This is a genomic window from Streptomyces mirabilis (assembly GCF_039503195.1).
Taxonomy (GTDB): Bacteria; Actinomycetota; Actinomycetes; order Streptomycetales; family Streptomycetaceae; genus Streptomyces; species Streptomyces mirabilis_D.
In genome coordinates this window covers 8,509,148-8,530,006 of the sequence record NZ_JBCJKP010000001.1, presented here as the reverse complement: position 1 = coordinate 8,530,006, position 20,859 = coordinate 8,509,148, and the positions used below count along the sequence as shown (strand labels likewise).

The window sequence follows — 20,859 nt, the reverse complement described above, 5'->3', positions numbered from 1 at the left end:
CCTCACCTCACGGAACGAGCTGGTACTCGGGGAAGTTGCCCGGCAGCCGCTCCCCCGCTGGCCCCTGTGTGACGGCGCGCACGAGCAGCTCGCCGCCGACGAAGGCGCCGCGCCAGGACGCGCCGAGGCCGCCGAAGAGCTCGTCGCGGTCGCCCCGGGAGCGGGGCTTGCCGCGGCCGACCTTGAACGCGCGGATCTGCGGGGCCAGTCGGGCGTACGTCGCCTCGTCGTCCGTGGACAGCGTGGCGACGAGCGCGCCGTTCGACGCGTTCATCGCGGCGAGCAGCTCCGCCTCGGTGTCGACCAGGACGATGGTGTCGACCGGGCCGAAGGGCTCCGCGTGGTGCAGCGGTGAGGACGGCGGCGGGTTCAGGAGCGTGACCGGTTGGACGTACGCCGCCGTGTCCTGGCCGGGCAGGAAGCGTGCGTCGGTCAGCTTGCCGCGGTGCAGCGGGACGGCGCCGCGGTCGATGGCCTCCGCCACCTGGTCGTGCAGCTCCTTCGCCTTGGCCGCGTTGATGACGGGCCCGAAGTCCAGCGCGGGGTACGGGTCTTCGGGGTGCTCGACGGCCAGTGGGTGACCGACCCGCAGGGTGCGGACGGCGGGGAGATAGGCGGCGAGGAACTCGTCGAACAGCGAGCGCTGGACGACGAAGCGCGGGTAGGCGGTGCAGCGCTGCTTGCCGTAGTCGAAGAGCTTGGGGATGACGGCCGTCAGTGCGTCCCAGTCCGTGTGGTTCCAGATGCCCCAGGTGTTGAGTCCCTCCTGTTCGAGCACATGCCGCTTGCCGAGGTCGGCGACGGCGGTGGCCACCGCGGCGCCCGTGTCACGGCCGCCGACGAAGGAGACACAGCCGATCTCGGGCGCGCGGACCAGCGCCTCCGACAGCTCGCCTCCGCTGCCGCTGACGAGGGTGACGGGAATCCCTTCGCGTGCGGCGAGCGCGCCGGCCAGGGTGAGGCAGGCGACGCCGCCGTCGGTCGGGGTCTTGGCGATGACCGCGTTCCCTGCCAATGCCTGTACCAGCATTGCGTGAACGAGCACGCTCATCGGGTAGTTCCAGCTCGCGATGTTGGACACCGGCCCGTCGAGCGGCGTCCGGCCGTCGACCATGGGCTCGATGCCGTCGACGTACCAGCGCACCCCGTCGATCGCCCGGTCCACGTCGGCCTGCGCGAGTCGCCAGGGCTTGCCGATCTCCCAGACGAGGAGGAGGGCGAGCAGCTCGCGGTGCTCGGTCAGGGCGTCGAGGGTGGCCGCGACGCGCGCCCGTCGTTCGGCGAGCGGGACATGCCGCCAGGCCCGGTGCTGGTCGAGTGAGGCCCGTACGGCCTGGTGGGCGGTTGTGGCGTTCAGACGGGGCGGGCCCGCGATGGGGCTTCCGTCGACCGGACTGGTGGCGGGCAGTGCCCGGCCGTCCGCCCGCCAGGCGGCGTCCCAGAGATTGAGGACGCGGTCCTCCCGGAACGCCTCGGGGGCGACGGCGAGGCAGCGCTGCCAGGCGTCGGCCCAGGACGTACCGGACTTCAGGGCAAGGGGGTTGTTGAGGGTGGATGCCATTCGGATGTCTCCGCTCTCGGTGCACAGTCGGGGGCGGGAGGTGCCTGGCTCCTGCCGAGCTGCATGGTCCACGGGCCCGGACGAGGAGTGGTCGCATCCGTGCGGAGGAGGACGGTGGTCGCGTCCGCACGGAGCGAAGGGTTCGTACGCGCAGGGTGGTCGCGTACGTACGGAGGAAGGTACTGAGGAGGCTCCGCTCGTGACAGTCACCTCACATCAACTATGAGTGACGTCTCATCTCACCCCTGTGCGGCGACACGCTCCGATTCCAACCGGGTCAGCACCAGCCGGGCCGTCTCGGTCGGCGTGCCGCCCACTCGTACTCCGGCCGCTTCGAGGGCCTCCTTCTTCGCCTGCGCGGTGCCGGCCGAGCCGGAGACGATCGCGCCCGCGTGGCCCATCGTCCTGCCCTCGGGCGCGGTGAAGCCGGCGATGTAGGCGACGACGGGCTTGGTGACGTGGTCGCGGATGTACGCGGCGGCCCGCTCCTCGGCGTCGCCGCCGATCTCGCCGATGAGGACGACGAGTTCGGTGTCCGGGTCGTCCTGGAAGGCGGCCAGGCAGTCGATGTGGGTGGTGCCGACCACGGGGTCGCCGCCGATGCCCACGCACGTCGAGAAGCCGATGTCGCGGAGTTCGTACATGAGTTGGTACGTCAGCGTGCCCGACTTGGACACCAGGCCGATGCGCCCCGGCTTGGTGATGTCGGCGGGGATGATGCCCGCGTTCGACTGCCCCGGAGTGATCAGGCCCGGGCAGTTGGGGCCGATGACGCGGGTGCCCTTCGTGGCGGCGTACGCGTGGAAGGCGACGGAGTCGTGGACGGGGATGCCCTCGGTGATGACGACGGCGAGCCCGATGCCCGCGTCGGCGGCCTCGGTCACCGCGGCCTTGGCGAACGCGGGCGGTACGAACACGACGGTGACGTCGGCGCCGGTCGCCGCCATCCCCTCGCGCACCGAGCCGAAGACGGGCACCGCCCGGTCGTCGAAGTCGACGGTCCGGCCCGCCTTGCGCGGGTTGACCCCGCCGACGACGTCCGTGCCGGCGGCGAGCATCCGCCGCGTGTGTTTCATGCCCTCGCCGCCGGTCATGCCCTGGACGAGAACCTTGCTCTCCTTGGTGAGAAAGATGGCCATGTCCTGTTCCTCCTTCAACCGGCGGTGGCGAGTCGGGCCGCGCGGTGTGCGGCGTCGTCCATGGTGGTGGCCTGCTGGACCAGGGGGTGCGCGCGGCCGTCGAGGATGGCGCGGCCACGGACGGCGTTGTTGCCGTCGAGGCGGACCACGAGGGGTTTGGTCAACCGCACGGTCTCCAGCGCCCGCACGATGCCGTCGGCGACCGCGTCGCAGGCCGTGATGCCGCCGAAGACGTTGACGAAGACCGATTTCACGGCCGGGTCGGAGAGGATCACGGAGAGGCCGTCGGCCATGGTCTGGGCGGAGGCCCCGCCGCCGATGTCGAGGAAGTTCGCGGGGCGGGCACCGCAGCCCGCGACCACGTCGAGCGTCGACATGACGAGGCCCGCGCCGTTGCCGATGATGCCGACCTCGCCGTCCAGTTTGACGTAGTTGAGACCCTTGGCCGCGGCCGCCGCCTCCAAGGGGTCGTCGTGCGTGGCCTCCTGCTCACCCCAACGCGTCTGGCGGAAGCGGGCGTTGTCGTCGAGGGTGACCTTGCCGTCCAGGGCGAGGATCTGCCCCCGGGCGGTGCGTACGAGGGGGTTCACCTCGACGAGCACGGCGTCCTCGCGGGTCAGCACCCCCCAGAGGCGTACGAGAACGTCGACGGTCTCCGGGGGCAGCCCCGCGGCCTCGGCGATCTCGGTCGCCTTCGCCGAGGTGACGCCCACGGCCGGGTCCACGGGAACACGCGCCACCGACTCCGGGCGGCTCGCGGCGACCTCCTCGATGTCCATGCCGCCCTCGGCCGACGCGATCGCGAGGAAGCGTCCGGCGGCGCGGTCGAGGACGTAGCCGACGTAGAACTCGCTCTCGATGTCGACCGGTTGGGCCAGCATCACCTTGCCGACCGTGTGGCCCTTGATGTCCATGCCGAGAATCCGACGTGCGGTGAGCTCGGCGGCGGCCGGGTCGGCGGCGAGTTCGACGCCGCCCGCCTTGCCGCGTCCACCGGTCTTCACCTGGGCTTTCACGACGACTCGGCCGCCGAGTCGGCGGGCGATCGCGCGCGCCTCCTCGGGCGAGTCCGTGACCTCGGCCCTCGGCACCAAGATGCCGTGTTCCTCGAAGAGTTCCCTTGCCTGGTGTTCGTACAGGTCCATCACCGGCTCCTGACTGCTGTGTCTGTCCGGGGAGCGACTCCCAGACCCCCGGAAAATGCCGCACGCCCCCTGGACACCACCCACCGGATGCGGGATAACAAGCTTCATACAGTATTCGTCGACTGTATGCAATGTACCGCGAGAGCGTTCCAACCCCCTACGAAGGGACAGGACTTCGCCATGCCCGACGACATCAGCCAGGACTTCATCTCCGGTGGGCATCTGGTCGCCAAGGCACTCAAAGCAGAAGGTGTGGAGGTCATCTACACCCTGTGCGGCGGCCACATCATCGACATCTACGACGGCTGCGTCGACGAAGGCATAGAGGTCGTCGACGTCCGTCACGAGCAGGTCGCCGCCCACGCCGCCGACGGCTACGCACGCATCACCGGCAAGCCCGGATGCGCCGTCGTCACGGCGGGTCCCGGTACGACCGACGCCGTGACCGGCGTCGCCAACGCCTTCCGCGCCGAGTCCCCGATGCTGCTCATCGGCGGCCAGGGGGCGCACACCCAGCACAAGATGGGGTCCCTGCAGGACCTGCCGCACGTCGACATGATGACGCCGATCACCAAGTTCGCGGCGACGGTGCCGGACACGGCACGCGCCGCCGACATGGTGTCGATGGCGTTCCGGGAGTGCTTCCACGGCGCGCCCGGCCCCTCCTTCCTGGAAATCCCGCGCGATGTCCTGGACGCCAGGGTGCCGGTGGAGAAGGCCCGGATCCCGGCCGCCGGCCACTACCGGGCCTCGACCCGCTCGGCCGGTGACCCCGAGGCGATCGAGAGGCTCGCCGACCTCCTCGTCCACGCCGAGAAGCCCGCGATCCTGCTGGGCAGCCAGGTGTGGACGACGCGCGGCACCGCGTCCGCCATCGAGCTCGTCCGCACCCTCAACATCCCGGCGTACATGAACGGCGCGGGGCGCGGCACGCTGCCGCCCGGGGACCCGCACCACTTCCAGCTCTCGCGCCGGTACGCCTTCTCCCACGCCGATGTCATCGTCATCGTGGGTACGCCCTTCGACTTCCGCATGGGCTACGGCAAGCGGCTCTCCCCGGACGCGACCGTCGTGCAGATCGACCTCGACTACCGGACCGTCGGCAAGAACCGGGACATCGACCTCGGCATCGTCGGCGACGCGGGTCTGATCCTGAAGTCGGTCACCGAGGCGGCCTCAGGGCGCCTCAACGGCGGCGCGTCGAAGCGCAAGGAGTGGCTGGACGAGCTGCGGGCGGCCGAGCAGACGGCCGTCGAGAAGCGGCTGCCCAGCCTGAAGTCGGACGCCTCGCCGATCCACCCGTACCGCCTGGTCAGCGAGATCAACGACTTCCTCACCGAGGACTCGATCTACATCGGGGACGGCGGCGACATCGTCACCTTCTCCGGGCAGGTCGTCCAGCCCAAGTCACCCGGGCACTGGATGGACCCGGGCCCGCTCGGGACGCTCGGCGTCGGCGTCCCGTTCGTGCTCGCGGCCAAGCAGGCACGGCCCGACAAGGAGGTCGTCGCCCTCTTCGGGGACGGCGCCTTCTCCCTCACCGGCTGGGACTTCGAGACCCTCGTCCGCTACAACCTCCCCTTCGTCGGCATCGTCGGCAACAACTCCTCCATGAACCAGATCCGTTACGGCCAGGCCCAGAAGTACGGCCTGGAGCGCGAGCGGGTCGGCAACACCCTCGGCGACGTCCACTACGACAAGTTCGCGCAGATGCTGGGCGGTTACGGCGAGGAGGTCCGCGACCCCGCCGACATCGGCCCGGCGCTCCGGCGTGCCCGGGAGTCGGGCAAGCCTTCGCTGATCAACGTCTGGGTCGACCCGGACGCGTACGCCCCCGGAACCATGAACCAGACGATGTACAAGTGAGGTGCCCGCGATGACCCCGATCACCCCGATCACAGGAACGTCGACCAAGGCTCTCGAAGGCGTCCGTGTCCTCGACATGACGCACGTCCAGTCGGGTCCGTCCGCCACGCAGCTGCTGGCCTGGCTGGGCGCGGACGTCGTCAAGCTGGAGGCGCCGACCGGTGACATCACCCGCAAGCAACTGCGCGACCTCCCCGACGTCGACTCCCTCTACTTCACGATGCTCAACTGCAACAAGCGGAGCATCACCCTCAACACCAAGACCGAGCGCGGCAAGGAGATCCTCACCGAACTGATCCGGCGCTCCGACGTCATGGTCGAGAACTTCGGACCGGGCGCGGTCGACCGCATGGGCTTCACCTGGGACCGCATCCAGGAGATCAATCCGCGGATCGTCTATGCCTCCATCAAGGGGTTCGGGGACGGCCCGTACACCAACTTCAAGGCCTACGAGGTCGTCGCGCAGGCCATGGGCGGGTCGATGTCCACCACCGGTTTCGAGGACGGGCCGCCGCTGGCGACGGGAGCCCAGATCGGTGACTCGGGCACGGGCGTGCACGCCGTGGCGGGGATTCTCGCGGCGCTGTACCAGCGGGAGAACACCGGGCGCGGGCAGCGGGTCAACGTGGCCATGCAGCATGCCGTGCTCAACCTCTGCCGGGTGAAGTTGCGCGATCAGCAGCGACTGACACATGGCCCGCTCGCCGAATATCCCAACGACGACTTCGGCGTCGAGGTTCCCCGCTCCGGCAACGCGTCCGGCGGCGGTCAGCCGGGCTGGGCGGTCAAATGCGCTCCGGGCGGCCCCAACGACTACGTGTACGTCATCGTGCAGCCCGTCGGCTGGAAGCCGATCACCGAGCTCATCGGGCGGCCGGAGCTGGCGGACGACCCCGAGTGGGCGACCCCGGAGGCCCGGCTGCCGCAGCTCACCAAGATGTTCCAGCTCATCGAGGAGTGGTCGACCACGCTTCCCAAGTGGGAGGTGCTGGAGAAGCTCAACGCCCACAACATCCCGTGCGGCCCGATCCTGTCCACCAAGGAGATCATCGAGGACGAGTCGCTGGTCGCCAACGAGATGGTCGTGTCGGTGCCGCACCCCGAGCGGGGTGAGTTCGTGACCGTGGGCAGCCCGCTGAAGCTCTCCGACTCCCCCGTGGACGTGACCAGTTCGCCGCTGCTCGGCGAACACAACGAAGAGGTCTACATCGGCGAGCTCGGCCTCGGCGACGAGGAACTTCGCCTGCTCAAGTCGAACGGAGTGATCTGAGTGATGGCCGAAGACCGGATTCTCCGGGTGCGCACGCTCCTCGACGCCGTGCGGGCCGAGGGGCGGAGCGCGCTCACCGCGCCCGAGGGAAAGGTGATCGCCGACGCGTACGCGATCGCCGTCCCCGGCGAGGAGCTGGCGACGGACGTCGACGAGGCGGTGGCGTACGCGGCGCGCTTCGGCGGACCCGTCGTGATGAAGATCGTCTCGCCGGACATCCTGCACAAGACCGACGCCGGCGGCGTCATCGTGGGTGTGGAGGGCGCGGCGGACGTACGCGCCGCCTTCCACAGGATCGTCGAGAACGCGCGGGCGTACGACCCTGAGGCCCGTATCGAGGGCGTCCAGGTCCAAGAGCTGCTCCCCCAAGGGCAGGAGGTCATCGTCGGGGCGGTGACCGACCCGACCTTCGGGAAGGTCGTCGCCTTCGGGCTCGGTGGGGTGCTGGTGGAGGTCCTGAAGGACGTCACCTTCCGGCTCGCCCCCGTGGACGCCGACGAGGCGCTGTCGATGCTGGACTCGATCAGGGCGGCCGGGATCCTGCGCGGGGTGCGTGGCGCGCCGCCGGTGGACCGGTGGGCGATCGCCGAGCAGATCCGCCGGGTCTCCGAACTCGTCGCGGACTTCCCCGAGATCGCCGAGGTGGACCTCAACCCGGTGATCGCCACTCCGGAGGGCGCGGTCGCCGCGGACATCCGCGTGATCCTCGCGGACTCGGTCCCCAAGGAGCGGCGCAAGTACACGCGCGAGGAGATCCTCACGTCGATGCGGCGGCTGATGGAGCCCTCGTCCGTGGCCGTGATCGGTGCCTCCAACGAGCAGGGCAAGATCGGCAATTCGGTCATGCGCAACCTCGTCGACGGGGGCTTCTCCGGCGAGATCCACCCGGTGAACCCCAAGGCCGATGACATTCAGGGCCGCAAGGCGTACAAGAGTGTCACCGACGTTCCCGGTGAGGTGGATGTGGCGGTCTTCGCGATCCCCGCCAGGTTCGTGGCCTCGGCCCTGGAGGAGGTGGGACGCAAGGGGATCCCCAACGCCGTACTGATCCCCTCCGGGTTCGCGGAGACCGGCGAGCACGAGCTCCAGGACGAGATCGTGGCCATCGCCGAGCGGTACGGGATCCGGCTGCTCGGGCCGAACATCTACGGCTACTACTCGACCTGGCAGGACCTGTGTGCCACGTTCTGCACACCGTACGACGTGAAAGGCGGCGTCGCGCTCACCTCGCAGTCCGGTGGCATAGGAATGGCCATCCTGGGGTTCGCGCGCACTACGAAGACGGGTGTTTCCGCGATCGTCGGGCTCGGCAACAAGTCGGACCTGGACGAGGACGACCTGCTCACCTGGTTCGGCGAGGACCCGCACACCGAGTGCATCGCGATGCACCTGGAGGACCTGAAGGACGGCCGCGCCTTCGTGGCGGCGGCGCGTGCGACGGTTCCGAAGAAGCCGGTCGTCGTCCTGAAGGCGGGGCGTACGGCCGCCGGGGCGAAGGCCGCCGGCTCGCACACCGGCGCGCTCGCGGGTGACGACGCCGTGTACGAGGACATCCTGAAGCAGGCCGGCGTCATCCGGGCTCCCGGGCTGAACGAAATGCTGGAGTACGCGCGCGCGTTGCCCGTACTTCCCACCCCCAGGGGCGGCAACGTCGTCATCATCACGGGTGCGGGCGGCAGCGGTGTGCTCCTGTCCGACGCGGTGACGGACAACGGCCTGTCCCTGATGGAGATCCCGCCGGACCTGGACGCGTCCTTCAGGGCCTTCATCCCGCCCTTCGGAGCCGCGGGCAACCCGGTGGACATCACCGGGGGCGAGCCGCCGTCGACGTACGAGGCGACGATCCGGCTGGGCCTGGAGGACCCGCGCATCCACGCGCTCGTCCTCGGCTACTGGCACACCATCGTGACCCCGCCCATGGTCTTCGCCGAGCTCACCGCGCGCGTGGTGGCCGAATTCCGCGAGCGCGGCATCGAGAAGCCCGTGGTGGCGTCGCTCGCGGGTGACGTCGAGGTCGAGGAGGCCTGCCAGTACCTGTACGAGCGGGGGGTCGTGGCGTACCCGTACACGACGGAGAAGCCGGTGGCCGTGCTCGGCGCGAAATATCGCTGGGCGCGGGCGGCGGGCCTGTTGGGGGGCGGTTCATGAGGTGAACCAGGGCGGGGACGGCCGACGGTGCGCGTCGGCCGCCCCCAGGACCCGTGCGCACACGAAAGGCATTTGGACAGGGGGCGCTGGCCAGATCTTTCGACGCGAGGGGTGCTGAACCGACATGACAACCACCGACCTATCGACCTCCGTCCCCTACAGGGAGGTGACGGATCGCAACGGCCGCCTGTACCGCATCGGTGAGACCGATCGGGACATCATGGGGCGACCACGCTGGACCATGGTGCTCTTCCCCTGGATGGGGATGCTGGGCATCAGCTCCTCGGAGTACGCGTTCACCTCCGCCGAGGACACCCTGCACGACGCCCATCTCTGGGGCAGTGGGCACATCTTCTGGCTGATGGGCGTCTGGATATTCTTCCAGGCCGCCGTCGCCTTCCCGGCCGGGCAACTGCGGGAGAGCGGACGGCTGCCCGCGCGGTACGCCATGATGCTCGGCGCTCTGGGCACGGTCCTGGGGTACCTCTCGCTCGCGTTCGCTCCGCATGTCACCGTCGCGTACATCGGCTTCGGCATGTTCAGCGGTATCGGCGCCGGCCTGGTCTACGCGACCTGCGTGAACATGGTCGGCAAGTGGTATCCGGAGCGCAAGGGCGGCAAGACGGGCCTGGTCAACGGCGGTTTCGCCTATGGCTCGGTACCCTTCGTCTTCCTGTTCACCTCGTACATGGACCTCGGCAACTACCAGGGAGTCCTGGTGACGGTGGGCCTGGTCTGCTGTGCCGTGGTCGCCTTCGCGGGCTGGTTCTTCAAGGACCCGCCCAAGGGGTGGTGGCCGCCGCACGTGGACCCGCTGAAGGTGTCCGACGACCCGAGGATCCGCCGGGCGCTGGAGAAGAACCCGCCGGCGGTGAAGCAGTACACCCCCAAGGAGGCCGCCCGTACGCCCGTTCTCTGGATGATGTGGTTCTGTCTGCTGTGCACCGCCGGGATCAACATCTTCGGCATCGCCTTCCAGGTGCCGTTCGGCAAGGACATGGGGTTCGCGGGCGGGATCGTGGCCACCGCGATGTCCCTGAAGGCGATCGTCAACGGCACGGGGCGCGGCGTGATCGGCTGGATCTCCGACCGCTTCGGACGCCGCAACACACTGATCATCGTCTGTCTGGTGCTGGGCTCCGCCCAATTCGGGGTGCTGGTCTCCGGTCAGATGGGCAGCATGCCGTTCTTCCTGTTCTGCTCCATGGTCTCCGGCTTCGGCGGAGGGGCGATCTTCCCGCTGTTCGCGGCCATGACGGCGGACTACTTCGGCGAGAACAACAACGCGTCCAACTACGGAATGGTCTACAGCTCGAAGCTGATCTCGGGCCTGGTGGGCTCCGGCATGGGCGCGGTCGTCGTCGGCGCGTGGGACTACCACGGGGCCTTCGTGCTCGCGGGCTCCATCGGCCTCGCCTCCGCCGTGCTGGCGCTGTTCCTCAAATCACCGGGCCGGCCCAAGGCCCGGAGCATCGTCCCCAACCCGCAACCGCTCGGCGAGGAGATGGCGTGACATGACGACAGAACCCATCGCCACCCAGGGCGCGTCGGCCGCCGCCGACGGCTCGAACCGCTCGTACCACGAAGTCACCGACGCCCGGGGCCGTGTCTACCGGATCGGTGAGACGGACCGCGACATCCTCGGCCACTCCCGCAAGTTCATGGTGTATCTGCCGTGGATCGCCATGATGGCCATCAGCGTCTTCGAATACGCGTACGGCTCGGCCGAGGACACCCTGTCCCACGCCCACGGCTGGACACAGAGCAACACCTTCTGGATATTGAGCGTCTGGGTCTTCTTCCAGGCCGGCATAGCCTTCCCGGCGGGCTGGCTGCGGGAGCGGGGCATCCTCACCGCCCGCAGGGCCATGTACATCGGCGCGCTCATGTGTGTGATCGGCTTCCTGGCCCTCTCGCACCTGAGCAACGTGCTGCTGGCCATCCTGGGCTTCGGCGTCATCGGCGGCCTCGGCTCCGGCCTGGTGTACGCGACCTGCATCAACATGGTCGGCAAGTGGTTCCCCGAGCGCCGGGGCGCGCGGACCGGATTCGTCAACGGCGGATTCGCGTACGGCTCCCTGCCGTTCATCTTCATCTTCAACTACGCGTTCGACACCGGGAACTACCACCGTGTCCTGGACCTCATCGGCTGTTACGTGATGATCGTCGTGCTGTCCTGCGCGTTCTTCTTCAAGGACCCGCCGAAGAACTGGTGGCCCTCGGACATCGACCCGCTGACGTACGGCGGCAACAGCAAGACCTCCGCCGCCCTCGCCAAGAACCCTCCCGCGGTGAAGCAGTACACGCCCAAGGAGGCCATCAGGACGGGTGTGCTGCCCCTGATGTGGATCACGCTGGTCATGACCGCGGGCGTGTCGATCTTCGGGATCTCCTTCCAGGTCGACTTCGCCAAGGAAGTGGGCTTCGGACCGCTGGTGGCGGCGTCCTCCATGGGCATCATGGCCGTGATCAACGGCATCGGGCGGGCCGTGGTGGGCTGGCTGTCCGACACCTGGGGCCGCAAGCTGACCCTGGTGTTCGTCATCGTCGTGCTGGGGCTCGCGCAGTTCGGGGTGATCTGGGCCGGTGACATCAAGAGCGAGTGGCTGTTCCTGTTCTTCGCCTTCCTCTCCGGGTTCGGCGGCGGCGCGTTCTACCCGATGTTCGCGGCCCTGACCCCGGACTACTTCGGCGAGAACTACAACGCCACCAACTACGGCCTGGTGTACAGCGGCAAACTGATCAGCGGCCTGTTCGGCGGCGGTCTCGGCTCGATGGTGGTCGCGGCCTGGGGCTACAACGGCGCGTACGCACTGGCCGGTGGTATCTCGATGCTGGCGGCGGCGATCGCGTTGCTGCTGAAGCAGCCGGGACGCGACAGCGAGGTACGCACTCCCCAGCCGCAGCCCGCGAGCTGAGAGGTCTCCTGGTCAACGGGTTGAGAGGTCTCCTGGTCAACGGGTTGAGAGATTCTCCTACCGGCACGGAGCACCGAGCACCGATCGGGCGGCCCTCCCCACGTGGCGCGTTGTGGGGAGGGCCGCCCGGTGCACCGCCGCGAAGCTAGTGACGCCGCTTGCGGAGGGCCGCGAGGTTGTCGTAGCCGATCTTCGCGTGCGTGAGTGACTGCCCGGGATCCGTGGCGCTCGGGGCGTTGTCCTGCTCGACCATCGGGTTGTGGTAGTTCCGGTCACCGACGCGCGAGAAGAACGTGGTGTAGTCGATGACGCCGGTGCCGAAGGGCACCATGTCGTAGCCCATGCCGTTCGTCGTGTTGACGACGCCGTCCTTGGCGTGGAAAAGCGGGTAACGCTTGTTGTTGCGGACGACGAGCCCGGCGGGATCGAACACCTTCTCCTGGGTGGAGCCGTCGTGGGCCGTGTACGTGTGGAACTTGTACTGGGCCACGTGCGCCCAGAAGATGTCCATCTCCAGCCAGACCACCTTCGGGTCGGTGATCTTCAGGAAGTACTCCAGCTTGCGTATGCCGGAGCTGCGGGTCGGGTTGCCCTGGGCGTCCAGCGGGCCCCCGTCGAGCAGGAAGCCGTACGCCGCGTCGTGGTTGTGGGTGTACAGCTTGAGGCCCTCGCGGCGGGCGATCTCGCCCAGCGCGTTCCACTTGTCGGCGGCCACGTCCCAGTCGGCGCGGTAGGCGCTGCCGGTGGGGTCGCCACCGGTGCCCATGTGCGCCATGCCGAGGATGTTGGCGATCTCCAGGTGCTTCTTGAAGGTGTCCAGGTCGGCCGTGGTGAGGGGCCAGGACGGGGGTATGAAGCCGTGGTTGCCCTGCGCTCGCAGCCCGTACTCGTCGAGCCAGGAACGCAGCAGCTTGGCGCCCTGCACGGACTCCAGGCTCGCGCCGCCGGGAGCGTTGGCGTGCTGGCCGTATCCGGCGAACTCCACCTGCCGGTAGCCGAAGCGTGAGAGCTGCTTGAAGACCTCGCGGAATCCGGAGGGGAGGTCGGTGGCGAGCGGGTCGCGGCCCGTGGCGTCCCGGACGGTGTAGAGGATGATGCCGCGCTTGTTCGCGGGGACGAGGACGTCACCGCCGTGGCCAGGGTCCTCGTCGTGGCCTCTGCCCCGGTCCTGGGCCAGGGCGGGCGAGGCACCGAGGACGGGTGCCGCGATCGCCGCGGTCGCGACGGCGGTGCAGGTGCTCAGAAAACGGCGGCGGTTGAGGCCGAGAGCGCGGCGCAGGGCTTCGCCGGTCGCGGGTTCGTCGTGGAAGGCGGTCACGGTTTCTCTCTTTCGGATCGGTGTACGGCTTTGACGGGTGCCGTCGGGTCTGCTGCTCGTGCGCAGGTCAGAGGCGTGCGAAGCGCTCGCCGGACACGTTGTCAGTGGCGCGTGCTTCACTTTCCGTAGTTGCTCGTCACGCTTCGTCAGGTCTCGTCAGGTGAGGCCGGCCAGGTCGAGCAGCAGGGATTTCACTTCGGTGGCCGCGATGCGGCCGGGAGCGGTGTGGGGGGTGGAGCAGATGAGGAGCGGACCTTCGTCGTCGCTCGTGGGAAGGCGGCCGTGGCTGCCGCGAATAGGTGAGGGGTCCAGCGGCACGACCGCCATGCGGTAGCGCAGGCCGAGCTTCTTGCGGGCCAGTGCCGTGGCCGCCTTCACCTTGACGTAGGGGTCGAGGGGATCCATGAAGAGTTCGACCGGGTCGTAGCCGGGTTTGCGGTGGATCTCGACGAGCTGCGCGAAGTCGGGCGCGCGGGCGTCGTCGAGCCAGTAGTAGTACGTGAACCAGGCGTCCGGCTCCGCGACGGCGACGAGTTCGCCGGAGCGCGGATGGTCGAGGTGGTGGGTCTTCTTGCCCTCGTCGTCGAGGAGCCGCTCGATGCCGGGCAGGTCGGCGAGGGCTGCCTTGGTGGCTTCCAGGTCCTCAGGGCGGCGCACGTAGACATGGGCGATCTGGTGGTCGGCGACCGCGAAGGCTCGGGAGGTCATCGGGTCGAGGTACTCCATGCCGTCCTGCGTGTGCACTTCGAGGAGTCCGGCGCGGCGCAGGGCGCGGTTGATGTCGACGGGGCGGTCCGCGCGGGTGATGCCGTACTCGGAGAGCGCGACGACGGTGCGGCCTTCCGCCTTCGCGTCGTCGAGGAGGGGAGCCATCGCCGCGTCGAGGTCCGCGGCCGCCTGGAGGGAGCGCGGGTCGTCGGGGCCGAAGCGCTGGAGGTCGTAGTCGAGATGAGGGAGGTAGCAGAGGGTCAGGTCCGGCCGGCGGGTGCGGTTGATGTGGCGGGTCGCGTCGATGATCCAGCGGCTGGAGACGAGGTCGGCGCCGGGACCCCAGAAGTGAAACAGGGGGAACGTGCCGAATTTCTCGGTGAGTTCGTCGTGCAGGGCCGGGGGCCGGGTGTAGCAGTCGGGTTCCTTGCGGCCGTCGGCGTAGTAGACGGGACGGGGAGTGACGGTGATGTCGGTGTCGGCGCCCATGGCGTACCACCAGCAGATATTGGCGACCGTGTAGCCGGGATGCGCGCGCCGGGCGGCGTCCCACAGCTTGTCGCCGGAGACCAGGCCGTTGTGCTGCCGCCACAGCAGTACGTCGCCGAGCTCGCGGAAGTACCAGCCGTTGCCGACGATGCCGTGCTCGGAAGGGTGGGTGCCGGTGAGGAAGGTGGACTGGGCGGCGCAGGTGACGGCGGGCAGGACGGTGCCGAGCGGGGCGCGGAAACCGGACTGGCCGAGGGCCTTGAGGTGGGGCATGTGGTCGAGGAGACGGGGGGTGAGGCCGACGACGTCCAGGACGAGGAGAGGAGTGGGGTCGGCCGGCTCCTGTGGTGGTGGGGTCACGGCAGCTCCTTGAGGCCGAGGTCTGTCAACAGGTCCCGGGCGAGGGTGAGTTCGGCGGCGATGCCGTCGGCGAGCTGGGCGCGGGCTCGGGGGCGCAGCTCCGGCGGGAGGGCCTGCCAGGTGTAGGTCTCGACCTCCAGGTGGTGGGTGAGGGGGTGTGGGCCGCCGACGAGGCGGGTCAGTGCGGCCCGCAGGACGGGGAGTGTGGAGGTGAGGGGTGTGGCGGGGGCCGCGTGCAGCGGGACGTGGAAGTGGGCGCGCCACGGGGAGGCGTCGGGCAGGGCGTCGCCGGCGAGGGCCTCGCCGAGGTCGTCGGTGCCGCGCAGGCCCGCGGCGGTGAGGGTGCGGGTCTGGTGCAGGAAGCGGGGTTCGTCGAAGGCGGCGAGGGCCGCGCGGACTTCGGGGAGATGGGGGTGTTCGGCGTGCAGGGCGGCTGAGAGCTGGGATTTGACGATGGGGACGCGGGCTTGTGCGAGCGCGTCCAGGGCGGTGTGCGGGTCTTCGAAGGAGGTGGCGAGATGGCAGGTGTCGACGCAGATGCCGATGCGGTCGTGACCGATCGCGGTGAGCGGGGCGAGGGCGTCACGGGTCGTCTCGACGGTGCAGCCGGGTTCCGGTTCCAGGCCGATGCGCAGGGAGCGGCCGGTGAGTTCGTGGAGGGCGTCGAGGCGTTCGGCGAGCGTGGTCAGCGCGGTGTGCGCGGCCGTCGCCCGCTCCTGGTCGTATGCGGTGCGCCAGGCGAGAGGCAGGGTGGAGATGCTGCCTTCGGTGACGTCGTCGGGCAGGAGCTGGGCGAGGACTCGGGCCAGGTCGGTGGTGTGGGCGAGGCGTTCGGGGTCGGCCCAGTCCGGCTGGTAGACGCGGTACTTGACCTCTTCGGCGCCGAAGCCTTCGTAGGGGAAGCCGTTGAGGGTGACGACTTCGAGGCCGCGGTGTTCGAGTTCGGTGCGCAGGCCGCGCAGCGCGGAGGGGTCGGTGACGAGGGCATGGGCGGCGTCCCTGGCCAGCCACAGGCCGATGCCGAGGCGGTCGCGGCCGAGGCGGCGGCGGACGGGTTCGCAGTGGTCGCGGAGTTGGGCGAGGACGCCGTCGAGGGTTTCGGCCGGGTGGACGTTGGTGCAGTAGGCGAGGTGGACGGTGGAGCCGTCGGGATGGCGGAAGCGCATCGCTCACTCCCCGCCGCGCAGGACGGAGTTGCCTTCGTGGGTGACGTCGGGGGTCGTGACGTCGAGGCTCAGCCGGCCGCTGAGGCCGTAGAAGGCGACGGGGTTGCGCCACAGCACCCGGTCGACGTCGTCCGCGGTGAACCCGGCGGCCAGCAGGGCATCGGCGACGCGGCGGGTCTTGAGGGGGTCGCTTCTGCCCCAGTCCGCGGCCGAGTTGACGAGCACCCGCTCCGGCCCGTACTCCGCCAGGACGGCGACCATGCGTTCCTCGTCCATCTTGGTGTCGGGATAGACGGAGAATCCCAGCCAGCAGCCGCTGTCCTTGGCCTCCTTGACGGTGTTCTCGTTGAGGTGGTCGACCAGGACGCGGTCCGGGGACAGGGCGGACTCCCGGACGACCTCGAGGGTGCGGCGCAGGCCGGCCTGCTTGTCGCGGTGCGGGGTGTGGACGAGCGCGGGGAGCTCGTGGTCGGCGGCGAGTTGCAGCTGTGCGGCGAGGGCGATGTCCTCGGCGGGGGTCATCGAGTCGTAGCCGATCTCGCCCACGGCCACGACCTGGTCCTTGACGAGATAGCGGGGCAGTTCGTCGAGGACGGGGACACAGCGGGGGTCGTTCGCCTCCTTGGGGTTGAGGGCGAGCGCGCAGTGGTGGGCGATGCCGTACTGGGCGGCGCGGAAGGGTTCCCAGCCGAGGAGGGAGTCGAAGTAGTCGAGGAAGGAGGCGACCGAGGTGCGGGGCTGGCCGAGCCAGAAGGAGGGCTCGACGAGGGCGCGGACACCCGCGGTGTGCATGGCCTCGTAGTCGTCGGTGGTCCGTGACGTCATATGGATGTGGGGGTCGAAGATGCGCATCAGGACTCCTTGCCGGATGTGCGGGAGGTACCGCACGGGCCTGCGGGGGTGGCGGTGGGCTCGGTCAGGGCCAGGACGCGGTGCAGGTCCTCGGGGACGGGACGGTCCGCGGCGGTGCGTTCCCGCGCGTAGTCGCCGAGCATCCGGGCGAGTTCGGCGTCCGCGTGGGCGCGCCGCGCCAGGTCGGCCACGACGTCCACGGGTACGCCGGTGAACAGGCATTTGAGGACGGCGTGCCGCCAGGTGTGGGCGTCCAGGTGGCGGGCGGCGTACGGGCCGAGGGCGGCGGCGACGAGTCGGGTGTCGTTGGTGCGCAGGGCGTCCTCGACGAGGGGCAGCGCGTCGGGGCCGGGCACGAGGTGGGGCAGGGCGTGCAGGACGGCTCGGCGTTCGGCGGCCGTGCCCTGCCGGTACACGCGGGCGAGTGCGTCCGGGTCGGCGCGGGCGGCGTGCAGGAGGAGCACGCGGGCGGCGTCGGCGTGCTCGGGGCCACAGCGGCGGCCCGCCTCGGCGATGCGCAACTCCCAGACGGAGATGGGTCCGTGGGTGCCGGGGTGGTCGGCGGCCTCGTCGAGGGCCTGGTCCAGCCAGGCGCGGGCGGGCGGGTTGAGGGAGGTGTTCAGGCGGGCGTGCAGGGCGGCGAGAGCGGGGTCGGCCGGGTGGTTCGCCGTGCTGCCGCGGGGTGCGTGCGGGTGGTGGTTCACGGGGTGCTCCCTTCGGCGCCTGCGGGGATCGCCCGGGCCGCGCGGTGGAGGAACGGGAGGGACTGTGCGGCGAAGTGGGGTCCCGCGTGGGAGTGGCGGGGCAGTTCGACGACGGTCAGCGCCGGATAGCCGGTGGCGGCCAGGGCTTCGAGTACGGGCGGGAAGTCGATCTCCCCGTCCCCGAACGGGAGGTGTTCGTGGTGGCCTCGGCGCATGTCCTCGATCTGGACGTGCCGCAGCCAGGGGGCGGCGGCACGGACGCAGTCGGCGGGTGGCAGGGGTTCCAGGCACTGGCAGTGGCCGATGTCGAGGGTGAGGCCGAGGGCGGGCGGGTCGCCGAGCATGCGGCGCAGGTGGTGGAAGTCGGCGAGGGTGGCGAGGAGATGACCTGGTTCGGGTTCGACGGCGAGCGGGACACCGGCGTGGGTGGCCGCGTCCAGCACGGGGGTGAGTGTCTCGGCGAGGCGCTTCCAGGCGGTGTCCTCGGCGGGGTCGGCCGTGGCGGCGGGATCGGCCGGGTCGGCTGGGTCGGCCAGGTGGGCTGGGTCGGCCAGGTGGGTCGGGTCGGCCGGGCGTACTCCGCTGAAGCAGTGGACGGCGTGGGCGCCGAGGTCGGCGGCGATGCGGACGGCGCGGATGAGGAGGTCGACGCGGCGGGCCCGGTCGGTCGGGTCCGGGTCGAGGAGCGAGGGGCCGTGCTTGCGGCGCGGATCGAGCACATAGCGGGCGCCGGTCTCGACGGTGACGCCGAGTCCGAGGGTCTCCAGCCTGCGGGCCGCCTTCCGGGTGCGGGCGGCGACGTCCGGGGCCAGGGGGTCCAGGTGCATGTGGTCGAGGGTCAGGCCGACGCCGTCGTAGCCGAGGTCCGCGAGGAGGGCGAGGGCGTCGTCGAGGCGGAGGTCGGCGAGACCGTTGGTGCCGTAGCCGAAGCGGAGGGGGTGGGCGTTCGTGGCCTGGGGCCGGGGGTTCGTGCGGTGGGGTGTCGGGGTCATGTGACGCTCACCTTCCTCGCGAATCTGCGGGCCGCCGGGGCGAGGGCGGCCGTGAGAAGGGCGGAGGCGAGGGCGCCGGAGCGGGCCGCGAGGGCGGCCTGGAGGGGGATCATCGCGCGGATCCCGCCGCCGACGGCTCGCTGGGTGAGCGGGGGTGAGGGGTTGAGGGCGGCGTGGAGGAGGGGGCGGCCCGAGGTGGCGACGAAGGCGGCGGCGAGGACGGTGCGCAAGGTGTCCGCGGCGGGGTGCCGGGAAGGGGCCGCGGCGGGGTATCGGGAGGGGGCCGTGCCCGGGGCCTGCGGGGTCCTCGTCAAGGTCCAGGCGAGCGTGCCCGTCGTGGCGAGCGCGGCCAGCGGTGCGAGCGGCGAACCGCCCCGGGTCTCGCCGCTGGACACCGTGGTCACCGCGAGGGTGTGGGTGGCCAGGGTCAGGGCGGAGGGCAGGGCGGGGCGGGCGCTGCCACCGGTGGCCGTCGCGCCGAGGAGCAGGTCCAGGCCCCGTGCGGTGGCCATCGCCGCCGGCCCGGCGGGGGTTCGTTTGAGCGCGAGGTCGTACGCCCAGACGGTGGCCGCGAGGGGGGCCGCGACGGCGAGGGCCGGGCGTCCGGCGCGTGCTGCCAGGGCCAGGCCCGCCGCCGTGAGGGCGCCTGCGGCGACGAGGGCCGCGCGCGGACGGATGCGTCCGGAGGGCAGTGGGCGGTGTGGGCGGTCGAGGGCGTCCTCGGCCTGGTCGGCCCAGTCGTTGAGGGCCATGCCCGCCTCGTACAGACAGAGGGAGGAGGCGATGGCGAGCAGGGTGCGGGGGTTGGGGCGGTTGCCGGTGGTGGCGGCACCGGCGAGGGCGTCGCCCGGGACGGTGAACAGGGCGGGCAGACGGAGGAGTTCGGCCCAGGCCCTGGCCCCCGTCCCCGCCCCCGCCCCGGCCCCGGCCCCGGCCCCGGATGTTGTACCCGCTCGCGGGCCCTGGCTCGGGCTCTGGGTCGGGCTCGGGCTCAGGGTCGGGGTCGGGCTCGGGCTCTGGGTCGGGCCGTGCGGCGGGCTCGTCGTGGTCGGTCGGTCCGGCCCGAGCGGGCGCGGCGTCATCGGGTCTCCCCGGGAAGTGCGCGGAGCCGCCCCGCGAGCCCCGCCAGGGCCGCGTACTGCTCACCCAGCGCCGCGGGCCCGTCGCCCACCGGGTCCTTGAAGTAGAAGCCGAGTTCGCTCAAGGGGCCCGAGAGACCGGCCTCGTGCGCGCGGGAGACCAGGCGCGCGAGGTCGAGGACCAGGGGCGCCGCCAGGGCGGAGTCGCAGCCCTGCCAGGTGGTCTGCAGGATCATCCGGGTGCCGAGGAAGCCGTCGAAGGCGATGTGGTCCCAGGCGGTCTTCCAGTCGCCGAGGGCAGGTACGTCGTCGATGTGGACCTCGCCCTGCGGGGCCCGGCCCAGGGTGTCCGCGAGGACCCGTTCCTTGCCGGCGTTCTTGGCCGCGGCGGCTGCCGGGTCGGCGAGGGAGGCGCCGTCGCCGCCGCCGAGCAGGTTGGTGCCGGACCAGGCGCGGACCTCCAGTGCGCGCTGCGCGAACATCGGGCCGAGCACCGACCGCAGCAGGGTCTGGCCCGTCTTGCCGTCACGGCCGGCGTACGGGAGGCGGCCGGCGCGTGCCACCGAGGCCAGCGCCGGGTGGTGCAGACCGGTGGACGGGGTGAAGTTCACGTAGGGGCAGCCGGCCGCCAGCGCCGCCGCCGCGTAGAGCGAGCTCGGGGGCAGGGCGGAGCCCACGGGCGCGGGTTCGGTGGAGGCCACGTTCAGCACGACCGCCCGGGTCAGACCCCGTCGTCGTACGAAGTCGCGCAGATCGGTCGCGAAGGCGTCCACGAGCTCGGACTCGTCCCGTGTGTCGCCGGGGGCGGGGCCGCCGGGGCGGATCTCCGCGTCGGCGGCCGCCAGTTCGGCCGCGATGGCCGAGGGGAGGCCGGGTGGGAGCACACCACCGGCGGCCAGGGCCTCGGCCCGTTTCGGCAGTGGGCAGTCCACGGTGTCGTGGCCGCCGAAGACGAGGGAGGACAGCGTGGGCAGGCCGCACTCGGCGAAGAGGGATGTCTCGGTGACCATGCCCGTCGGGGGGTGCAGGCCGGCGGTGAGGGCCGCGCAGCCCGCGATGACGGTGGTGGCGACGGAGCCGCGGGCTCCGATCAGCCACACCCCCACCCGAGGTTCGGAAAGGGACGCGGGCATGGGGGACATGG

General features: G+C 70.7%; 16 protein-coding genes. 5 read left to right on the top strand and 11 right to left on the bottom strand.

The annotated features are described in order from the left end of the window. Positions 1-7 precede the first annotated feature (7 nt). The 3 genes from AAFF41_RS38545 to sucC form a co-directional block, all read right to left on the bottom strand. Entirely contained in the window at positions 8-1,561 is a 1,554-nt protein-coding gene (locus AAFF41_RS38545) for an aldehyde dehydrogenase family protein (RefSeq protein ID WP_319749496.1), read from the bottom strand. A gap of 239 nt (positions 1,562-1,800) precedes the next feature. Beyond that, the gene (sucD, locus tag AAFF41_RS38540) at positions 1,801-2,700 is read right to left on the bottom strand and encodes a succinate--CoA ligase subunit alpha (RefSeq protein WP_343325418.1); all 900 of its coding nucleotides are present in this window, start codon (positions 2,698-2,700) and stop codon (positions 1,801-1,803) included. 14 nt (positions 2,701-2,714) lie between these two features. Beyond that, positions 2,715-3,845: an ADP-forming succinate--CoA ligase subunit beta gene (gene sucC, locus AAFF41_RS38535; protein WP_319749498.1), complete on the bottom strand. Its 1,131-nt coding sequence runs from the start codon at positions 3,843-3,845 to the stop codon at positions 2,715-2,717. A 180-nt stretch (positions 3,846-4,025) separates the two neighbouring features. Between sucC and AAFF41_RS38530 the strand changes: the two genes are divergently transcribed. From AAFF41_RS38530 to AAFF41_RS38510, 5 genes are all read left to right on the top strand, one after another. Beyond that, positions 4,026-5,711: a thiamine pyrophosphate-binding protein gene (locus AAFF41_RS38530; RefSeq protein ID WP_343325417.1), complete on the top strand. Its 1,686-nt coding sequence runs from the start codon at positions 4,026-4,028 to the stop codon at positions 5,709-5,711. Between the two features lie 10 nt (positions 5,712-5,721). After that, on the top strand, positions 5,722-6,981 hold the full coding sequence (frc, locus tag AAFF41_RS38525) for a formyl-CoA transferase (RefSeq protein ID WP_343325416.1): 1,260 nt from the start codon (positions 5,722-5,724) through the stop codon (positions 6,979-6,981). A gap of 3 nt (positions 6,982-6,984) precedes the next feature. Beyond that, the gene (locus tag AAFF41_RS38520) at positions 6,985-9,129 is read left to right on the top strand and encodes an acetate--CoA ligase family protein (RefSeq protein WP_343325415.1); all 2,145 of its coding nucleotides are present in this window, start codon (positions 6,985-6,987) and stop codon (positions 9,127-9,129) included. 124 nt (positions 9,130-9,253) lie between these two features. Beyond that, positions 9,254-10,642, top strand: coding sequence for an OFA family MFS transporter (locus AAFF41_RS38515; RefSeq protein WP_097287090.1), 1,389 nt, complete (start codon positions 9,254-9,256; stop codon positions 10,640-10,642). Between the two features lies 1 nt (position 10,643). Further along, positions 10,644-12,047: an OFA family MFS transporter gene (locus AAFF41_RS38510; protein WP_343325414.1), complete on the top strand. Its 1,404-nt coding sequence runs from the start codon at positions 10,644-10,646 to the stop codon at positions 12,045-12,047. A 145-nt stretch (positions 12,048-12,192) separates the two neighbouring features. Here the strand turns inward: AAFF41_RS38510 and AAFF41_RS38505 are convergent, their stop codons facing one another. The 8 genes from AAFF41_RS38505 to AAFF41_RS38470 form a co-directional block, all read right to left on the bottom strand. Beyond that, positions 12,193-13,365 carry a sugar phosphate isomerase/epimerase family protein gene (locus tag AAFF41_RS38505; RefSeq protein ID WP_319749505.1) on the bottom strand — a complete coding sequence of 391 codons (1,173 nt, stop codon included), beginning with the start codon at positions 13,363-13,365 and terminating at the stop codon, positions 12,193-12,195. 156 nt (positions 13,366-13,521) lie between these two features. Beyond that, positions 13,522-14,922, bottom strand: a complete 1,401-nt coding sequence (locus AAFF41_RS38500; protein ID WP_319749506.1) for an alkaline phosphatase family protein — start codon at positions 14,920-14,922, stop codon at positions 13,522-13,524. Beyond that, on the bottom strand, positions 14,919-16,088 hold the full coding sequence (gene eboE, locus AAFF41_RS38495; RefSeq protein ID WP_319749507.1) for a metabolite traffic protein EboE: 1,170 nt from the start codon (positions 16,086-16,088) through the stop codon (positions 14,919-14,921). The genes AAFF41_RS38500 and eboE overlap by 4 nt, the downstream gene beginning before the upstream one ends. A 3-nt stretch (positions 16,089-16,091) precedes the next feature. Next, on the bottom strand, positions 16,092-16,940 hold the full coding sequence (locus AAFF41_RS38490) for a TatD family hydrolase (protein ID WP_319749508.1): 849 nt from the start codon (positions 16,938-16,940) through the stop codon (positions 16,092-16,094). Next, the gene (locus tag AAFF41_RS38485) at positions 16,940-17,644 is read right to left on the bottom strand and encodes an EboA domain-containing protein (protein WP_319749509.1); all 705 of its coding nucleotides are present in this window, start codon (positions 17,642-17,644) and stop codon (positions 16,940-16,942) included. Before AAFF41_RS38485 ends, AAFF41_RS38490 begins: the two co-directional genes overlap by 1 nt. Next, complete coding sequence (locus AAFF41_RS38480; RefSeq protein ID WP_319749510.1) at positions 17,641-18,636, bottom strand: sugar phosphate isomerase/epimerase family protein; 996 nt, start codon at positions 18,634-18,636, stop codon at positions 17,641-17,643. The genes AAFF41_RS38485 and AAFF41_RS38480 overlap by 4 nt, the downstream gene beginning before the upstream one ends. Then, positions 18,633-19,718, bottom strand: coding sequence for an SCO3242 family prenyltransferase (locus AAFF41_RS38475; RefSeq protein ID WP_343325413.1), 1,086 nt, complete (start codon positions 19,716-19,718; stop codon positions 18,633-18,635). The genes AAFF41_RS38480 and AAFF41_RS38475 overlap by 4 nt, the downstream gene beginning before the upstream one ends. After that, positions 19,715-20,848 (bottom strand): inositol-3-phosphate synthase, encoded by a 1,134-nt coding sequence (locus tag AAFF41_RS38470; protein ID WP_343326420.1) that lies wholly within the window; start codon positions 20,846-20,848, stop codon positions 19,715-19,717. The genes AAFF41_RS38475 and AAFF41_RS38470 overlap by 4 nt, the downstream gene beginning before the upstream one ends. Positions 20,849-20,859: the final 11 nt, after the last annotated feature.